This window comes from Dyadobacter endophyticus (genome assembly GCF_014641595.1).
Classification (GTDB): Bacteria; Bacteroidota; Bacteroidia; order Cytophagales; family Spirosomataceae; genus Dyadobacter; species Dyadobacter endophyticus.
The window spans coordinates 1004785-1019706 of sequence record NZ_BMIA01000001.1 but is presented as its reverse complement, the minus strand read 5'-3'; the positions used below and the strand labels follow the sequence as shown (position 1 = coordinate 1019706).

The 14922-nt window shown below is 46.8% G+C and carries 15 protein-coding genes; 1 reads left to right on the top strand and 14 read right to left on the bottom strand.

The window, feature by feature from the left end; translation table 11 throughout:
• Nucleotides 1–21 precede the first annotated feature (21 nt).
• The gene (locus tag IEY24_RS04245; protein WP_188928967.1) at nucleotides 22–798 is read left to right on the top strand and encodes an SDR family NAD(P)-dependent oxidoreductase; all 777 of its coding nucleotides are present in this window, start codon (nucleotides 22–24) and stop codon (nucleotides 796–798) included.
• Between the two features lie 98 nt (nucleotides 799–896).
• Here IEY24_RS04245 and IEY24_RS04240 read toward each other — a convergent pair whose 3' ends face one another.
• The 14 genes from IEY24_RS04240 to IEY24_RS04175 form a co-directional block, all read right to left on the bottom strand.
• Entirely contained in the window at nucleotides 897–1787 is an 891-nt protein-coding gene (locus IEY24_RS04240; RefSeq protein ID WP_188928966.1) for an alpha/beta hydrolase, read from the bottom strand.
• A gap of 66 nt (nucleotides 1788–1853) precedes the next feature.
• The gene (locus IEY24_RS04235; protein WP_188928963.1) at nucleotides 1854–2966 is read right to left on the bottom strand and encodes an NAD(P)-dependent alcohol dehydrogenase; all 1113 of its coding nucleotides are present in this window, start codon (nucleotides 2964–2966) and stop codon (nucleotides 1854–1856) included.
• A gap of 31 nt (nucleotides 2967–2997) precedes the next feature.
• Nucleotides 2998–3561, bottom strand: a complete 564-nt coding sequence (locus tag IEY24_RS04230) for a PPC domain-containing DNA-binding protein (RefSeq protein WP_188928961.1) — start codon at nucleotides 3559–3561, stop codon at nucleotides 2998–3000.
• A gap of 66 nt (nucleotides 3562–3627) precedes the next feature.
• Entirely contained in the window at nucleotides 3628–3969 is a 342-nt protein-coding gene (locus IEY24_RS04225) for a nuclear transport factor 2 family protein (RefSeq protein WP_188928959.1), read from the bottom strand.
• 167 nt (nucleotides 3970–4136) lie between these two features.
• The gene (locus tag IEY24_RS04220; RefSeq protein WP_229221320.1) at nucleotides 4137–4889 is read right to left on the bottom strand and encodes an alpha/beta hydrolase; all 753 of its coding nucleotides are present in this window, start codon (nucleotides 4887–4889) and stop codon (nucleotides 4137–4139) included.
• Nucleotides 4886–5719: a 4,5-DOPA-extradiol-dioxygenase gene (ygiD, locus tag IEY24_RS04215; protein WP_188932128.1), complete on the bottom strand. Its 834-nt coding sequence runs from the start codon at nucleotides 5717–5719 to the stop codon at nucleotides 4886–4888. The genes IEY24_RS04220 and ygiD overlap by 4 nt, the downstream gene beginning before the upstream one ends.
• Nucleotides 5720–5781: 62 nt before the next feature.
• A complete protein-coding gene (locus IEY24_RS04210; RefSeq protein ID WP_188928957.1) occupies nucleotides 5782–6366 on the bottom strand; it encodes an ester cyclase in 585 nt (194 codons plus the stop codon).
• Between the two features lie 39 nt (nucleotides 6367–6405).
• Nucleotides 6406–7068: an NADPH-dependent F420 reductase gene (locus IEY24_RS04205; protein ID WP_188928955.1), complete on the bottom strand. Its 663-nt coding sequence runs from the start codon at nucleotides 7066–7068 to the stop codon at nucleotides 6406–6408.
• 119 nt (nucleotides 7069–7187) lie between these two features.
• Complete coding sequence (locus IEY24_RS04200; protein ID WP_188928953.1) at nucleotides 7188–7769, bottom strand: Crp/Fnr family transcriptional regulator; 582 nt, start codon at nucleotides 7767–7769, stop codon at nucleotides 7188–7190.
• A 244-nt stretch (nucleotides 7770–8013) separates the two neighbouring features.
• Nucleotides 8014–8403 (bottom strand): nuclear transport factor 2 family protein, encoded by a 390-nt coding sequence (locus tag IEY24_RS04195; protein ID WP_188928951.1) that lies wholly within the window; start codon nucleotides 8401–8403, stop codon nucleotides 8014–8016.
• A 439-nt stretch (nucleotides 8404–8842) separates the two neighbouring features.
• The gene (locus IEY24_RS04190; protein WP_229221318.1) at nucleotides 8843–11971 is read right to left on the bottom strand and encodes an efflux RND transporter permease subunit; all 3129 of its coding nucleotides are present in this window, start codon (nucleotides 11969–11971) and stop codon (nucleotides 8843–8845) included.
• A 42-nt stretch (nucleotides 11972–12013) separates the two neighbouring features.
• Nucleotides 12014–13090: an efflux RND transporter periplasmic adaptor subunit gene (locus tag IEY24_RS04185; protein ID WP_188928946.1), complete on the bottom strand. Its 1077-nt coding sequence runs from the start codon at nucleotides 13088–13090 to the stop codon at nucleotides 12014–12016.
• 5 nt (nucleotides 13091–13095) lie between these two features.
• The gene (locus IEY24_RS04180) at nucleotides 13096–14466 is read right to left on the bottom strand and encodes a TolC family protein (RefSeq protein ID WP_188928944.1); all 1371 of its coding nucleotides are present in this window, start codon (nucleotides 14464–14466) and stop codon (nucleotides 13096–13098) included.
• A gap of 24 nt (nucleotides 14467–14490) precedes the next feature.
• Entirely contained in the window at nucleotides 14491–14886 is a 396-nt protein-coding gene (locus IEY24_RS04175) for a MarR family winged helix-turn-helix transcriptional regulator (protein ID WP_188928942.1), read from the bottom strand.
• Nucleotides 14887–14922 lie beyond the last annotated feature (36 nt).

Here is a 14922-nt window from a genome sequence, read left to right as displayed (position 1 = left end):
TAACAACTAAATTATAATATCATGTCAAATTTAAAAGGTAAAGTAGTTTTTGTTACTGGTGCTGGCGGCGGTTTGGGTAAAGCCATCGCTGTTGCATTTGGTAAAGGAGCATCGGTTGTAGCAGCTGATATCAAAGAAGAATTTTTGATAGGTACCGTGCAGGCAGTGAAAGAGCAAGGAGGCAAAGTGATTAGTGTTGTAGTCGATGTAACCAATTATGATTCGGTTAAGGCTGCATTGAAAGAAACGGTTGAAACTTTCGGTAGACTGGATATATCGGTCAACAATGCCGGAGTTGTAGGAATTGGCAGCATTGAAGAGATTACACCTGAGGAATGGGACCGTGTAATGACTGTTAATGCGAAAGGGGTATTTGTATGTACGAAGGCCGCAGTCGATATTATGAAGACTCAAAAAGAGGGGGCCATTATTAATACGGCTTCCATTGCAGGAAAGATAGGCATGGCTCACCTTTCGCATTATGTTGCTTCTAAATTTGCTGTAATTGGCTTTACCAACAGTATCGCCAAAGAGGTCGCCATGGATGGTATCACCGTTAATGCTATTTGTCCCGGTATTGTTGGAACCGGTATGTGGCGCGGAGAAGGAGGCGTAGCAGATCGGTGGAAACTCGAAGGTGAAACAGAGGAGCAATCCTGGGAACGCAACAAGAAAGCCCTGATCCCACAGGGCGTCGACCAGAGTCCGCAAGACATCGCTGACGCAGTTATTTTCATTGCACAGGCCAAGCACATTACTGGGCAAGCGATTGCAATTGATGGTGGTATGACGATGTAATCAGATGGAAAAATCCAGGGATTTTAACAAAAAACACATCTGGGCAGGTGTGTTTTTTATGTTATCTTTTGCGACCCAGTAGCTGTCAAGCAATCGTATCATTGCTTAGCACCATAACCCAGGAAGGCAAGCCATTCCGTAAATCGGTCTATCCATTGATCAACAGGCAGATTTTGTTTTTTTGTACCAAAGCCATGGTGACCTTTCGCATAAATGTGAAGTTCGGCACTTGCACCTGAGTCTTTCCATTTCTGATATAGCTTCGCGCTGTTGCCATCGAACTTGAAATCATCATCAGCAGCTACGGAAATGAACAGAGGTGTCGCGTTTGATGGGACCGCTTGCTGATCGAACGGAGCAAGATAAGGATAAATTGGAGCGGAAAACGCAGGTCTGGACTGCGAATCATCGCTATAAGCCATTGCGGCAGCTATTGTCCCACCAGCTGAGAATCCAACAATACCAACCTTAGCCGGATTGATTCCAAGTTTCGCGGCATTTTTCTTGACATAGTCAATTGCAGCTCTACCATCTGCTATCGCCAGCGGCACATCAGGTGCCATTCGATTCTCAAGCACTTTAAAATCACTCGCTAGTTTCCCCAATTTTGCCAGCGGGTTTGCTGCTTCCATGTTGATATGCACCAACCTATACTTTAATACGATCGCCGTGTAACCTTTTGCAACGAGCAATTTTGCAACCGAATAGCCTTCATTATCAATATCAAGCGCATGAAATGCCCCACCCGGACAGATAACAATCGCGGTTTTATTGGATATTTCCTTTTTAGGGGTGTAAACTGTGAGGCTTGGCTTGGTAACGTTAAGTACTGTCCGGTTACCGCTAATAGAATCTGTCATTACAAATTCCGTGTTATTGGCAGGCATGGCGGCAATATCTTTTCCACTGGACAGGTCGATAACCCGTTGAGCAAGAGATATGCCGTGAATGCCTAGAAAGAGTGCGATAGTCAGAAGCTTGTTTTTCATGAATGATATTTATGTAAAAAGCCTGCTTCAATGAAAAGAGAAGCAGGCTTTGATCCGATTAACATTTTAAGCATTGTACTCGCCAATGCGCAACACACTCTTTATGGTTCGTCCTTTTTCCGAGTCTTCAACGGCCTGGTTGATTTCTTCGAAAGGATATGTTTTGATCAGCTTATTAAACGGGAATTGACCGTTCTGATACATTTTGATCAGCTTGGGAATGAACTCCTGCGGCACACTGTCTCCCTGGTTGACAAATTTGATTTTATAGCCTTTAGTCAGGAAAATGTTGGTTTCAAGCTCCATTGGACGGGTAGCAACACCAATCACAGCGAGCTCACCCACGGGGGCAAAGCTGGCCAGTGTATTGTTGATCACGTCGTTTCTGCCCGTAGTATCTACACCGTACTGCACTCCGTTTGGCAGTATCGCTTTGATCCGTTCAACTACGTTTTCATTCAGGCTGTTGATGGTGTGGGTTGCGCCGAGTTCTTTTGAAAAATCAAGCCTTTGCTGATTGATGTCCACTGCAATAATGGTTGTTGCTGATGATGCCTTGGCCGCCATCACAGCAGCTAACCCCACAGCCCCCGTACCAGAGATAACAATCGAACTGCCCACTTTAATTTTCAGGGTGTTGATCACTGCACCGGCACCTGTCTGGATACCGCAGCCCAAGGGGCCTAGTATTTCCAATGGCGCTTCATTTGGCACCTGAATAACATTGTTTTTATGTGCAATGGCATAGGTTGCAAAGGAGGACTGGGAAAAAAAGTTATGGTTAATGGGTTTGCCATCATGATCGTGGTGGTTGTGAGATCCGTCTACGCGAGCACCTGAGAAATTCCTTTGGAAAAACTCATAGCAATATGGGGAGTTGCCCGTACGGCATACTTCACATTCACCGCAAAAACCATAAGTTAAGACGACATGATCTCCTGCCTTTAGGTGGTGCACATCTTCACCTACACTTTCGATAATACCTGCTCCTTCGTGACCTAAGATGACAGGAAAGCCGGGGGCTCCCATCACAAAGTCTCTGGCTACCATATCAGTATGGCAAATTCCCGTTGCTACTATTTTTACCAATACTTCTTCGGAAGCAGGTTTATCCAATCTTACTTTTTCGAGCTTAAAGTCACTGCCCTTTTCTTTTACAACAGCTGCTGTTATTTCCATTGTGATTAATGTTTAGTTATAAACCTCTGATTTAATTTTCCAGCGCTGGATCAATGATACCGGCTTTAAATTCCGGGCTGAGTCTTTTGTATAACGGAGTGGGCTCCACGGTTACAAACAATTCTAATGTAGGTCCTACAAAGCATTCCAGCAGGTGCCCACCCCGAATGGTGCCGTCAGAAACGGCCAGGTTGATGTGAGTATGTGCGACGGGCTTGCCATTGAATACAGCTATGTCACCCATCAATGATGAAATCTCTGACTCACCGATTGGAATAACTTTAAATTCATTGCGACCGTAGTCAAAAAAGCCCACTTTGGCAGAGAATGCATCTCCAATGCCAGTATAATGTGCACTTTGGACTTTGTATTTTTGTGCAAATTCGGTTAGGCCTGAAACGATCTCGTCGTTCTTTGAAAAAATAAGAACGTAGGTTTTGGTCTCTCCGTTAGTACTCAGAAGCTTCACTTTCACCCCCGGAGAACGTCCGGTCTGGGCCGGCCTTGTTGGTGCTACATATTCCTGAGCGCTGGCAGCGGATGCCGCAGCAATGAGCATAAGCAATAAGATGCTTTTAGAGATGATTGTTTTCATGATAAAGTATTTTTAGAAGAATGATGAATGAAAAAGGCCGCTGATTGCAGCGGCCTTGACATTAGATTATTTGCCAATCCGGTAATCGGCCACAGTATGAAATATGATCTTGTCATCCTCTATAAAGAAAGTGTCTGTGCCCATTGGGAACTTGAACGTAGCCGACTCACTTGTCCAGGCTACGTAAGCCACATTTCCCGTCACCGTCAGCTGTTTCATTTCAAAGGCTGATCCGGTTGGTATTGCAGCAAAATATTCTTCAAAGAAGCCCTTGATCGCATCTAACGCTTTCAAAGGGCCATTTGGTGTTAATAATTCTGACGCGGGCGTATAGTCTTTTAAGATCTCTTCAAGGTCATTATTGCCAAAAGCAGTGAGGTGGTGCATCAGCACTTCATTGGTTGTCATGTTTTTAAATTTAAGTCGTTCAATATCACAAAATTAGGGTCAATGTCTAGATTAAGCTCATAACATAGTTTAACAAATACCATTAAACTATGTTAAGGTGTTGACCCTTTACGAGAGCGGGACGTCTCTACAAAAATATCATGCTTGGTTTCAGCGCGCGGGGTTTGTTATTCCAATGAGAGCCAGTCGTGCAGATCTTTGAGGACGCTCGCATTAATTTGATGACCGACGGGATATTCGTGGTAGGAAAGCCGGACGCCCAAGTCTTGTAAGTACGTCCGGGCTTCTTTCGCGTATGAAATACCCAACGTTTGGTCTTGCTTTCCGTGCGCTACAAACACTTTCAACCCTTTCAGCTCATCGCTCTTTTTTACTAGCGGCTGAACTTCACTTAACAGCCTGCCACCTAATGCGACTACGCCATTTATGGATTGTGGTTGTGTCAGACCAATGCTATAGCTCATGATAGCACCCTGGCTGAAGCCGCCTAAATAGACTTCGCTAAGCATGTATTCCAATTTCACCTGCCTAACAAATGTCAGGATTTTGTCGCGGCTGATTTCCTCCTGTCTGGCATCATAAACAGGTTTCCCGGTCGAAAAATCAACATTATACCATGCAAACCGTTCGCCTCCCAAATTAAAGGGGCCTCTTGCAGAAATAATGTAAAAATCTTCGGGTAAGTAACCTGCCAGCCCAAACAGATCTTTCTCATTACTGCCCACTCCATGGAGCAGAATGATTCCTTTTCGCTTAGCTGTTTTTAGGGTTGGCTCCTTAACCAAGTATTCCAGCGCTAATTTTTTGGTTGCTATTATTTTATCTTGATCCATAATATTTTTAGTGATCTCTTTAAAAGATAGTCCTGCAATAGCCAGGGCAAGTAGGAGGACTGTAATGTATTCCCTCTTGATTTTCATCCAATCTTAACAGATGTCATCGTAAGCGATCCGCCGACGGCCTGGTCATTAAAGAAGGAAACTTTTTCCTGGCCTGATCTTAAGCCCAATGTGTACATCAAGGGTAGATAATGTTCTGGCGTAGGTATTGCCAACATGGCCTCCCGGCCCATTTGCGAATAATTAATCAAAGGACGGTGATCATTTTCTGTGATGAGCGACTTAAATTTTTCATTGATGCTAAGTGCCCAATCGTAGCCATAACCAGATTGGTTGATCTTATCCCAGGCCACCATTCTCAGATTATGTACCATATTCCCACTCCCAATGATCAGAACCCCCTTTTTACGCAAGGCCAAAAGTTCTTTAGACAAATCGTAATGATATTGAGGCCCCTTAGTGTAATCGATACTCAGTTGCAGCACAGGGATTTTTGCATCTGGATACATGTGTCTGACCACTGTCCAGGTGCCATGGTCAAGTCCCCAGTCATGATCAAGCTCGACTTTTGCCGAATGGATAAGCGTAGCGGTTTCCCTGGCAAGCATCGGATTTCCGGGTGCTGGGTATTGTACGGCAAATAGCGCTGGTGGAAAGGCTCCGAAATCGTGAATCGTTTCCGGAAAATCCATTGCAGTGATCTTCGTCCCCTGCGTGAACCAGTGAGCCGACACAACAAGTACTGCCGAAGGCGTTGGAATTTCTTTCGCCATCTGTGTCCACCTTCGACTGAAAGCAGTATCTTCAATTCCGTTCATAGGAGAACCATGACCAATAAACAAGACAGGCATCAATTGTTGCTGTGCTGGCAAACTTGCCGTGAAATTCTTAAATTCTGATAAAGTGTTCATCCCCACTGCGCCTGTCAGGGCGGTTTTTATGAATTGTTTCCTTTGCATACCATGTCTGGCAATTAAAGTCCGATTTGTTTATTGTAGGTTGCGTTGTCCCAGAAAAGGTGTTCCTCGATCATGACTCCATCTTTCCAGAGGCCAACGGTTGCCATCGGAAACTTAAAGGCTTTACCTGTTGGCTGAATAAATTTTCCATTGCCGATCGGCATTGGTTTGGTAAAAGTGCCCTCAAACACGCCCGTAACGATGGTGTAGTCGCCAGAGCCGAATTTGATAGGGTGCTCTTTTATGCGGGTGTCCGGGGCATATACAAAAAGGCTTTTCATGTCTGAAATATGTTTATCCAGGCCTTCTGTTACATGCCCATCGGGCCAATAAACTTTAATATTCTCAGCATGACTTTCTTTAAACCGGTCCCATTTCTGGTTACTGAATACATCGAAGTCCAATGCGTCAAAAGTTTTCAGATAAGCGGCAGTACTATCATTGGAGGCCGCCAGATTCAAAGCGATTGTTTTGAGACTGTCAATGTTTACAGCAGCGCTTTCAGATTGTGAAGACGATGTCTGGCAGCTCAATAGCCCAGCAAGAATTGCTGCAATGGAGGCTGTCAGCGCAATATTTTTTATGAATGTCAATTTCATGATCGTTTTATTATGATTAATAATTATTTAGAGTGATGACTATTGGTGTAATATTTTCCAACCCGCAAGCCATTTATACCCATTTTTCATATTCAGCTGGATCAGCAGCAACGACATATTTTCCAACGTCCGGCTCACATGCAATCCACCTGCAATGATGGGATTGAACCCTGCTGTTACTACGAGCTCGCTTGCTGTTTGTAAGGCATCCTGGTCATCTCCGGCGATGAATGCATCGGCTTGTTTTTCGGCAATGACCGGCTGGACGAAGTCGGCTGCAAAGACCGTGTTAAATGCTTTTACAACTTTCGAGTTGGGCAGCAATTTTTGAAGTTCTTCAGCCGCGCTTGTATCGGGAGCGGTCACCAGCCCGTCATAAGTTTCGTTAAGCGGATTGGCAATGCTGATCACAATTTTCTGATTGGCCACTTCCCTGATTTTCTCCGCGATCTGCTGTTGTGCAGGATAAGGTAAAGCCAGAATAATGACGTCAGCCTCCCAGGAAGCCTCAGTGGGGCACTCGCTTAGTTCAATGTCGGCAGTAGGATTTTTTGCCAGTATTTCAGTCTCGAGCGTCTGTAACTTGCTGAGCTCGTTTGCGAATAAGAGAAGGCGGTAGTTACCGGCGGAAAGATTTTTGGATATACCAGAGCCCATATTCCCTGTGGCTCCAATAATGGCGATGGTTTGTTTTGTGTTCATTTTTGTATCGATTTTGATACACAAAACTACCAGCATCAAGACCCGTGGGCCAATGCGTTTGGACAAGAAATTATCTTGATTCCGATCAATGAAAATTGTTGATTAGAATCAAGGGTTTATTATTTTGAGGTGTTCATCCGGGTCCGGATCCTGCTTAGAGTTTCCGGAGATAGGCCCATATAAGAAGCAATCATGTGCTGGGGAACACGTTGGGCGATGTTTGGATAGGTATCTATAAAGGCTTTGTAACGATCATCCAAGGACAAGCTGATCATGTTCAGAATTCTTCTTTGAAGTGCCATATAGGCGTCTGTGATCAAAAGCCGGATATATGTTTCATACTTGGGCATTGTTTTAAGCAGTTCATCATGAGCAGATTTGCTGACCAAGACCAGTTCGCAATCTTCCAGGGCATCAATGTTTTGAGTCGAAGGTAGCTGGCTGTGAAAGCTGGACAAATCGCCAATGGTCCAGCCTTCCAGGGCAAAAGCAGTAATATGTTCCTGGCCATCCGGATCCACAAGATAACTCCGCATCACGCCCTTCTCTACCAGTGCGATACTTTTGCAGATGTCCCCTTCCTGAAGTAAATATTGGCGTTTTCTTAGCTTTTTAGGAGTAAGGTATTGTTTGATGACATTTTCTTCCTGTTCTGTCAATGAAACTTTTTGATTGAATTTTTGAAAAAAGACGTTGTACATCAGCAATTATCTTGTTGGTTAAAACATTATTGCAAATATACCTAATCGTTCAAGACCCGTTATGGCTTGCTTCTTAATTGAGCACATCAGGGAGTGATGCCATAAGCATATACCGGATAAGGTATTGGATACCTGATTTTAGTACTAAAAGTTGATGGCGCTGTAATTTGAATGTTCAACCGCATTTAAAGTCAGCCTAGTAAAGTGAAGTTTCGCTTTAGTTAAACATTCGACGAGCCCATCCTCAATTGCATACGCTGTGCTCCAGGTATTCCCAGTGAGCAATTATTTGGTTTCCCAACATCTTAAACATACGGTAGCCGCTCATAGTCTCGCCGGCTTTGTTGCAGAACTCGATATCCTCAGGGTCAGGCAGGGGACTGAGCAAAATTTTTAAATCAACCACCACTAAATCTTGCATTACTGTTAATTTTTGAATTTTAGTTTTATGACAGATATTTTTTTTTAATTCCATCAGGTAGGCCGAAAGCCCCTTGGCATTCTGTAAGCCACAGGGAAGCGAATAATCTATAAAATCTTCGTGCAGATATTTTGACAACATCTCAATCCGGTTGTTATTCCATATGTCTTCTATGAAACCGGTCACCCATTGCTCACAGTTTTGCTCTTTCATCGTTTTGAACGGATGTATCAAATTTAGCCGACAGCTTAGCGGTAGAGGAATTTAAAACCCTCTGCTGTCTGATAACCCAAATAATGCTGTTCTGGATCGTACTGCCACTAAGATCAGCACCGGATTGTGAGCGGGTCAGCCTGTCTCGTTCCGAGAAGATGCGGCGTGCCATTGGCCAAGCCGTAAAGCATTTCTGCACACAAAGCCAATACCTGCTCCAAATGAGAATGCGATATCTTAAAATATGTTCGAACCGTTGATGGTACCGTTAAGTGTTGCTTTTGATTTCAACCTATCAGGTGGGCCAGTAATTTTCAGCAGGCATCATAAAATGGCTTTCTTTAAAGCGAACATCTTATGCAGGAAAGCTTACCCCGATCTTGTTTCAGAGAGGCAAAATCTAGCGTTAATCAGAGGCAGACTAACGGGATAGGCCATTCTATGGGTGCCCAGTTGGTTGATAAGCCTCCTGCATTTGTTGCTGAATGGACTTGTCGCCCTTATTGCGGTCGAGCCTTGTGACAAGCTTATCAAAGAGTGTATACATGACCGGAACGATGATCAGTGTCAGAAACAGCGAGCTGAGAAGGCCACCAATTATCACCCATGCCAACCCGTTCTTCCATTCTGCGCCCGCACCTTTCGCCATCGCGATAGGTAGCATTCCGATCACCATCGCAATTGTAGTCATCAAAATCGGTCTCAAACGGGCATGGTTGGCATCAATCAGGGCCTGGTAGGTGGTCTCTCCTTCGGCCTTGCGCTGATTGGTGAAATCAACGAGGATGATCGCATTTTTTGCCACCAGGCCGATGAGCATGATCATACCCAGGATCGTAAACAGGTTCAGGGAGTTGTTGGTGAGCGCCAGCGCCAGAAAAGCGCCGATGACAGCGAGCGGAATCGAAAACAGGACCACGAAAGGATAGACAAAGCTGTTATAGAGCGCAACCATGATCAGGTAGACCAAAATAATGGCTGCCAGTAGCGCTATTCCCATGGAGCCAAAACCCTCACTTTGGTTTTCCATATCGCCTCCCCACAGATAGGATACCCCTTGTGGCATGGGCAGCTTTTCAAAGCGTGCTTGCCATTCATTGGCTATGGTTCCTGACGGGCGGCCAACTGCCTGGGACTGTACAGTTACCGACGTGCTTTTGTCACGGCGCTCCAGTTCACTGGGCCCGCTGGCCTCCCGCACGGTGGCAAACTGGGAAAGACGGACCTGATCCCCGCGTTCATTGACAAGGGCCAGATTGCTGACATCCTCGATGCTTTGCCGGTTAAACTGATCAAAACGGATATTGATGTCATATTCATATTCTCCCTTACGGAACTTGCCGTCGGTATTTCCGTTGAAGGCTGTCTGCATGGTGCCTCCCACAGTGGCCAGTGACAAGCCCAAAGCAGACATCTTATCGCGGTCAACCTGAACATTGATCTCGGGGTTACCTGATTCAACCGAGAGCCGCATTTCGGTCGCCCCCGGTATTTTTTTCAGTTCAGCTAGCGCCGACTGCGCAAAATGCATGACGCTGTCCAGATCTGCACCGGTGACAATGAGCGCCAGCGGCGCGCTTTCGGCAGTACCTAACATACTGACAGGAACGGTTTTTATTTTCGCGCCCACCAGAGCCCGTTGCAATTCCCGCTTGACCTTGACGGCATAGATGCTGGCTTCGTCCGCGCGCTCGGAGCGCGGCACCAGCTGGACACTTATTTCTGCCTTGTAGGCAGTTGACTGGGAAGCGCTGCCGTCACTACTTTGCCCGACGGTTGTGATCAGCTTTTTTACTCCCGGCTTTTTTTGCAGTATGGCCTCAGCGGCACGGGTCATGGCATTGGTCTGCTGGATGGAAACATCTTTGGGCATCTCGATCTGAACCAGGAATTCTCCCCGGTCGGATTTTGCAAAGAATTCAGCGCCGATGTACCCGCCTGCTACCAGGCCAAAAGAAGCTATAAACAGCAAACTGACCAGTCCTAGGGCAATTTTTTTGTGACCTAAACTCCATGTAAGAATTCCGGTGATCCAGTTTGTCAGCCGGTCGAGCCCTTTCTCAAAGCCCAGAATGATCCTGCCAAATAGGTTATCTGCTGATATCTTTTCCAACTTTCCAAACCGGGAGGATAGCCAGGGGACTATTGTAAATGAGCTCAATAGCGAGAGTAGTGTTGCCATGGAGACTGTAACACAGAATTGTTTGAGCAGGTCGGCAGCAAGACCTGTGCTTAGCGAGATAGGAATGAACACTGCCACGATGACCAATGTAATAGCCGTAACAGTAAAGCCAATCTCACTGGTCGCATCATAGGCGGCACGTACACGGTTTTTTCCCATTTCCATATGCCGGTATATGTTCTCTAAAACCACGATGGCATCATCCACCAGGATACCTACCACCAATGAGAGCCCCAGTAGCGAGAGCAGGTTCAGTGAGTAGCCCAGCAGTTTCATGCCAACAAAGGTGGCGATCAGCGACGCCGGGATGGCCACCATGACAATCAATGCGTTTCGGATACTGTGGAGAAAAAACAGCATCACAAAGGCCACCAGCACAACTGCCAGGATCAGGTCATGGATCACAGCATCGGCGGACGCAAGCGTGTAGATTGAGCTGTCATTGGCAATATCGATGTGTAGCCCCGCATCTTTGTAGTCCTTTTGTAGTTTAAGTATGCTGGCTGTGATCTGCTCGCTGACCAGGACCGCATTGGCATCTGATTGCTTGATGACCTGCAGGGCGATCGCACTCTGGGTGTTAACCCTGGCGAGCTTTTCCACGTTTTTTTGCACGTCCTGAACGTCGGCAACATCGCTCAGCCGGATCTGGCTACCGGCCCTGGTAGCCACAACTAGATTTCTAAGCTCATCGATGTCGCGATACTTGCCGGCCAGGCGTATCAGGATATCCTGGCGCCGGGTTTGTACGCTACCGGTGGGAAAGTCCAGGTTGGATGAGAGGATCACATTCTGGACCTGCGAAAGCGAGAGCCCGAATGCTTCCAGGCTTTTTGCATTTACATTGACCTGTATTTCCCGCTGCTGTCCGCCCACCAGCTTTACCTGGGCGACCCCCGAAACGCGTGAGAGCACCGGCGCGATGCGCTTGTCGATTAGATCATAAAATGAAGCATCATCAATCGAGCCGGTTGCTGCAAGGGTCATCACCGGAAGATCGTCAATGGAGAACTTATTCAGGGAAGGCGGATCGACATCCTCGGGCAAATCTCCTAGAACAGCGTTAACCTTACGCTGGGCTTCATTTAAGGCATAGTCCACATCTGTATCGCCCGAAAGGGTAATGGTGACAATGGAAAGGCTCTCAAAGGAGCGGGTTTCAAGTTTGGTGATATTTTCCATTGAAGAAACAGCATCTTCAATCTTCTTGGAAACCGTGTTCTCGACCTCGCTGGGGGAGGCGCCCGGGTATACGGTGGTCACCGAAACGATGGGCCTTGAGAATTTAGGCACCAGTTCATAATTGAGCGTCGAATAGCTCAGCAGCCCTCCCAATATGAGAATAATAAAGAGGACTATGACCAGGGTAGGCCGTTTGATAGACATTTCTGCAATTTTCATAACTGAGTATTTAGTGTTGGCAACGGCTCAATGCACAAGGCGCACTTTTGAACCCTCATCCAGGTTTATCTGACCGCTGGTAACCACCGTCTGTCCGTCTTTCAGCCCTTCAAGGACCTCAACCTGATCGCCGGTGATCCTTCCGGCTACCACCTTTTGCAGCGAGACGGTGCTGTCTTCTCTGATCACAAAAACTTCATTGCTACTGACGCTGCCCACAAAGGACGAGCGGGGGATGAGTATGACGGTTGAAGCCGATGAAAATTCAAATCGTGCAGTACCATACATACCCGCCTTCACCAGGTGTTTTGGGTCATTGACCAATTCGAGTTCAACGGGAAAACCAAGTGTATTGCCAGCTTTGGAAGCAATGAAAGTGACCTTACCGGTGAACTGCTTTTCTGGAAGGGCGCTGACGGCAATGGTTGCCTGCTGGCCGCTCCGAATCCTTGCAATCTGGTCTTCGGTGACCATCACCTGCAAACGCAGGCGGGATACATCCACCAACTCAAATAGAACGGTACCGGGCGAGACAACCGAGCCCGGCTCGATCAACCTTTTATTGACAATGCCATTAATGGAGGAGCGCACATGAGTATCGCCAACACGAATTGCAGCGTCTTTCAGCCTCGCTTGGGCGTTGCTGACGGCAAGGCGTGCCTGGTCGAGCTGTTGCTGGGTAACCCCTCCGGTTTTGAATGCGTTTTCGTAGCGCTGCAGATCGCGCCCGGCGAGCTCGAATGCCATTTGTGCGCTTTCCTTATCGATATTGAGCTGTTCCCCCTTGATGATCGCCAAGGTTTGACCTGCGCGGACCCGGCTTCCTTCTGCGACGAGCACCTGAAGGACCCGGCCTGAGTTTTCAGCGGGAAAATCCAGCTGACGCGTGGGGATAAAGCTGCCATTGACCAAAAGATCCTGCGTAAGCGGCTTTTTGGAGACGACGCTTCCCCTTACAGAAACGCTGGACTCAACCTGGGCGACGATTGCTGTTTTCTCATCATTTTTTTTCTTGTTGCTCAGCAGCACCCATCGAATGATGCTGGCGCTGCCTACAACAATTATCAGGGTGATGAGGCTATTGATTACTGTTTTCCTGTTCATATCTACTATGGGTTTAACAAAGACTTTAAATTCCCCTGGGCCTTAATCAACTTGATTTCAGCCAGCTTGTAGTCTAGGGTTGCCGCCGCATGGTTGTTGTTTGCTTCGGTCAGCGACTTCTCCACTTCCAGCAGGTCAGTCAGTGTGGCCAGGCCATTGTCGTAGTTGTTCTTAGTGTTTAAAAATACTTTTCGAGCAAGCCTGATGTTCTCTTTCTGATCGTCGAGGATGACCAGGCTGTTCCGAACCTGTGCTTTTGCATTCTCACTTTCAAGGCTGAGCGAGAGACTGGTTTGGGAAATGTCCTCTTGTAGCCTGCGGATCTGAACATCGGCCTGCCTTATTTTCGCCCGTGTTGTAAAGCCGTTGAAGATGGGTATTTTCAGGCTCATGCCTAGGGAAGCATAATCAAACCAGTTGATGCCATGTTGCTGACCTTTAAACAAAGGAAATGTATTTCCGAGCCCCTGGTAGCCATAGTTGCCTGAGAAGGAAAGAACAGGGAAATTAGCTGCTTTGTAGGTGTCTTTCTGAAGGATTAGTAACTGTTCCTGCTTTTTGATCAGCATCATCTCGGTGCGGTCTTCGGGAACGCCGGCATCGGCGAAGGTAGCCATGGATGGTCGTATACTGTCCAGGTCTATCGCCGGAAGGTTGATCTGCGAGAGAATGTCCATTCCCATAGCGTACTTTAACTGGTTCTCTTTCTGCTCAACACTATTAATTAGCTGCTGACGCTGGGTGCGCAGATTGGTCACGTTAACCCCTATACGATCGACATCAATTTCCTTGATCAGCCCATTTTGGTATTGACCGGTGATTACATTCTGAACTTTAATCGTGTATGCAATGGTGCTATCAATTACTGAAATCTTGTGCCGTTCAACGAGCACCTGGTAATAAGCGCTGGCAACCTGTTCAATTAACTGCTCTTGGGTCAGGGCCGCATTGAGTTGATAGTACTCGATACTGGAACGCGCAGCCTTCAAACCGGTAAAGACGGTTTTATCAAAAAGGTTTTGAGTCAATGCCAGGCTGGCGCCGGTATTCCATTTCTGGCCAAAGGCGATCAAAAGCGTTTTGCCTGGCTGCCCCGCCAACTCGCCTGGCAGGGCTGTCAGTTGTAGTATGGGGTTATAGTTCATGCTGCCTGTTGCACTCAACTGGGGCATGACTCTGCCGCGGGCTTCCTGGTTCTTATAAATGGCGTTTTCAACGTCAAGCATGGCTTTTTTCGCTGTTTGGCTCGCTTGCAGCGCGTGTTGCAATGCCTGCGGCAGAGTTAGCGTCTGCTTTTGAGAGAAGGCACTCAAATGAGTCAGTAGCAGCGCAATGAGAGTTAGCCTACTGAATTTTCCTTTACTCTTGCAAATCATAAGATCATGAGTGAGTTTGATGCGTTATTTTTTGTCTGCCGGTCGGTGAGGTGAAAAGTGGTCGCCACCCGGAAAGGGAGCGTTAGCCTGATCATTGAATACCTCACAAATCTGAACACCTTTTACAGTGAGCGTGAGAACATGCAGACGTTTGTCGTTTTTGTTCAGGCTGATTTCCAGCAGCCCCTTTTCTTTTAGTATCCCGACCAGCCGGTGAATCGATGACTTGTTTTTTCGTGTAAGCTTTGCGATGTCCTGTTGGGATATCGATTCGTGGTCTTTGATGTGCATCAGTATGATGAGCTGTTCGACGCTGACAGGTAGCTGGTGCCGAGCGATATCACGCCTGACCATCATGATCACAACATTGTAAAGCATCAGCAGCCTGATCACGGATGGGGGTGGGATCTGGTATTCCATTGCAATGTCTGGTATGAGAAGCTTTTGAATTGTCAG

What these genes read in the sequence shown, in the direction of transcription:
- IEY24_RS04195 (WP_188928951.1), bottom strand. Translation starts at nt 8,403, where the DNA reads ATGAAAGAGCAAAACTGTGAGCAATGGGTGACCGGTTTCATAGAAGAC.
- IEY24_RS04185 (WP_188928946.1), bottom strand. Translation starts at nt 13,090, where the DNA reads ATGAACAGGAAAACAGTAATCAATAGCCTCATCACCCTGATAATTGTT.
- IEY24_RS04225 (WP_188928959.1), bottom strand. Translation starts at nt 3,969, where the DNA reads ATGACAACCAATGAAGTGCTGATGCACCACCTCACTGCTTTTGGCAAT.
- IEY24_RS04180 (WP_188928944.1), bottom strand. Translation starts at nt 14,466, where the DNA reads ATGATTTGCAAGAGTAAAGGAAAATTCAGTAGGCTAACTCTCATTGCG.
- IEY24_RS04230 (WP_188928961.1), bottom strand. Translation starts at nt 3,561, where the DNA reads ATGAAAACAATCATCTCTAAAAGCATCTTATTGCTTATGCTCATTGCT.
- IEY24_RS04175 (WP_188928942.1), bottom strand. Translation starts at nt 14,886, where the DNA reads ATGGAATACCAGATCCCACCCCCATCCGTGATCAGGCTGCTGATGCTT.
- IEY24_RS04245 (WP_188928967.1), top strand. Translation starts at nt 22, where the DNA reads ATGTCAAATTTAAAAGGTAAAGTAGTTTTTGTTACTGGTGCTGGCGGC.
- IEY24_RS04190 (WP_229221318.1), bottom strand. Translation starts at nt 11,971, where the DNA reads ATGTCTATCAAACGGCCTACCCTGGTCATAGTCCTCTTTATTATTCTC.
- IEY24_RS04235 (WP_188928963.1), bottom strand. Translation starts at nt 2,966, where the DNA reads ATGGAAATAACAGCAGCTGTTGTAAAAGAAAAGGGCAGTGACTTTAAG.
- IEY24_RS04205 (WP_188928955.1), bottom strand. Translation starts at nt 7,068, where the DNA reads ATGAACACAAAACAAACCATCGCCATTATTGGAGCCACAGGGAATATG.
- IEY24_RS04210 (WP_188928957.1), bottom strand. Translation starts at nt 6,366, where the DNA reads ATGAAATTGACATTCATAAAAAATATTGCGCTGACAGCCTCCATTGCA.
- IEY24_RS04240 (WP_188928966.1), bottom strand. Translation starts at nt 1,787, where the DNA reads ATGAAAAACAAGCTTCTGACTATCGCACTCTTTCTAGGCATTCACGGC.
- IEY24_RS04200 (WP_188928953.1), bottom strand. Translation starts at nt 7,769, where the DNA reads ATGTACAACGTCTTTTTTCAAAAATTCAATCAAAAAGTTTCATTGACA.
- ygiD (WP_188932128.1), bottom strand. Translation starts at nt 5,719, where the DNA reads ATGAACACTTTATCAGAATTTAAGAATTTCACGGCAAGTTTGCCAGCA.
- IEY24_RS04220 (WP_229221320.1), bottom strand. Translation starts at nt 4,889, where the DNA reads ATGAAAATCAAGAGGGAATACATTACAGTCCTCCTACTTGCCCTGGCT.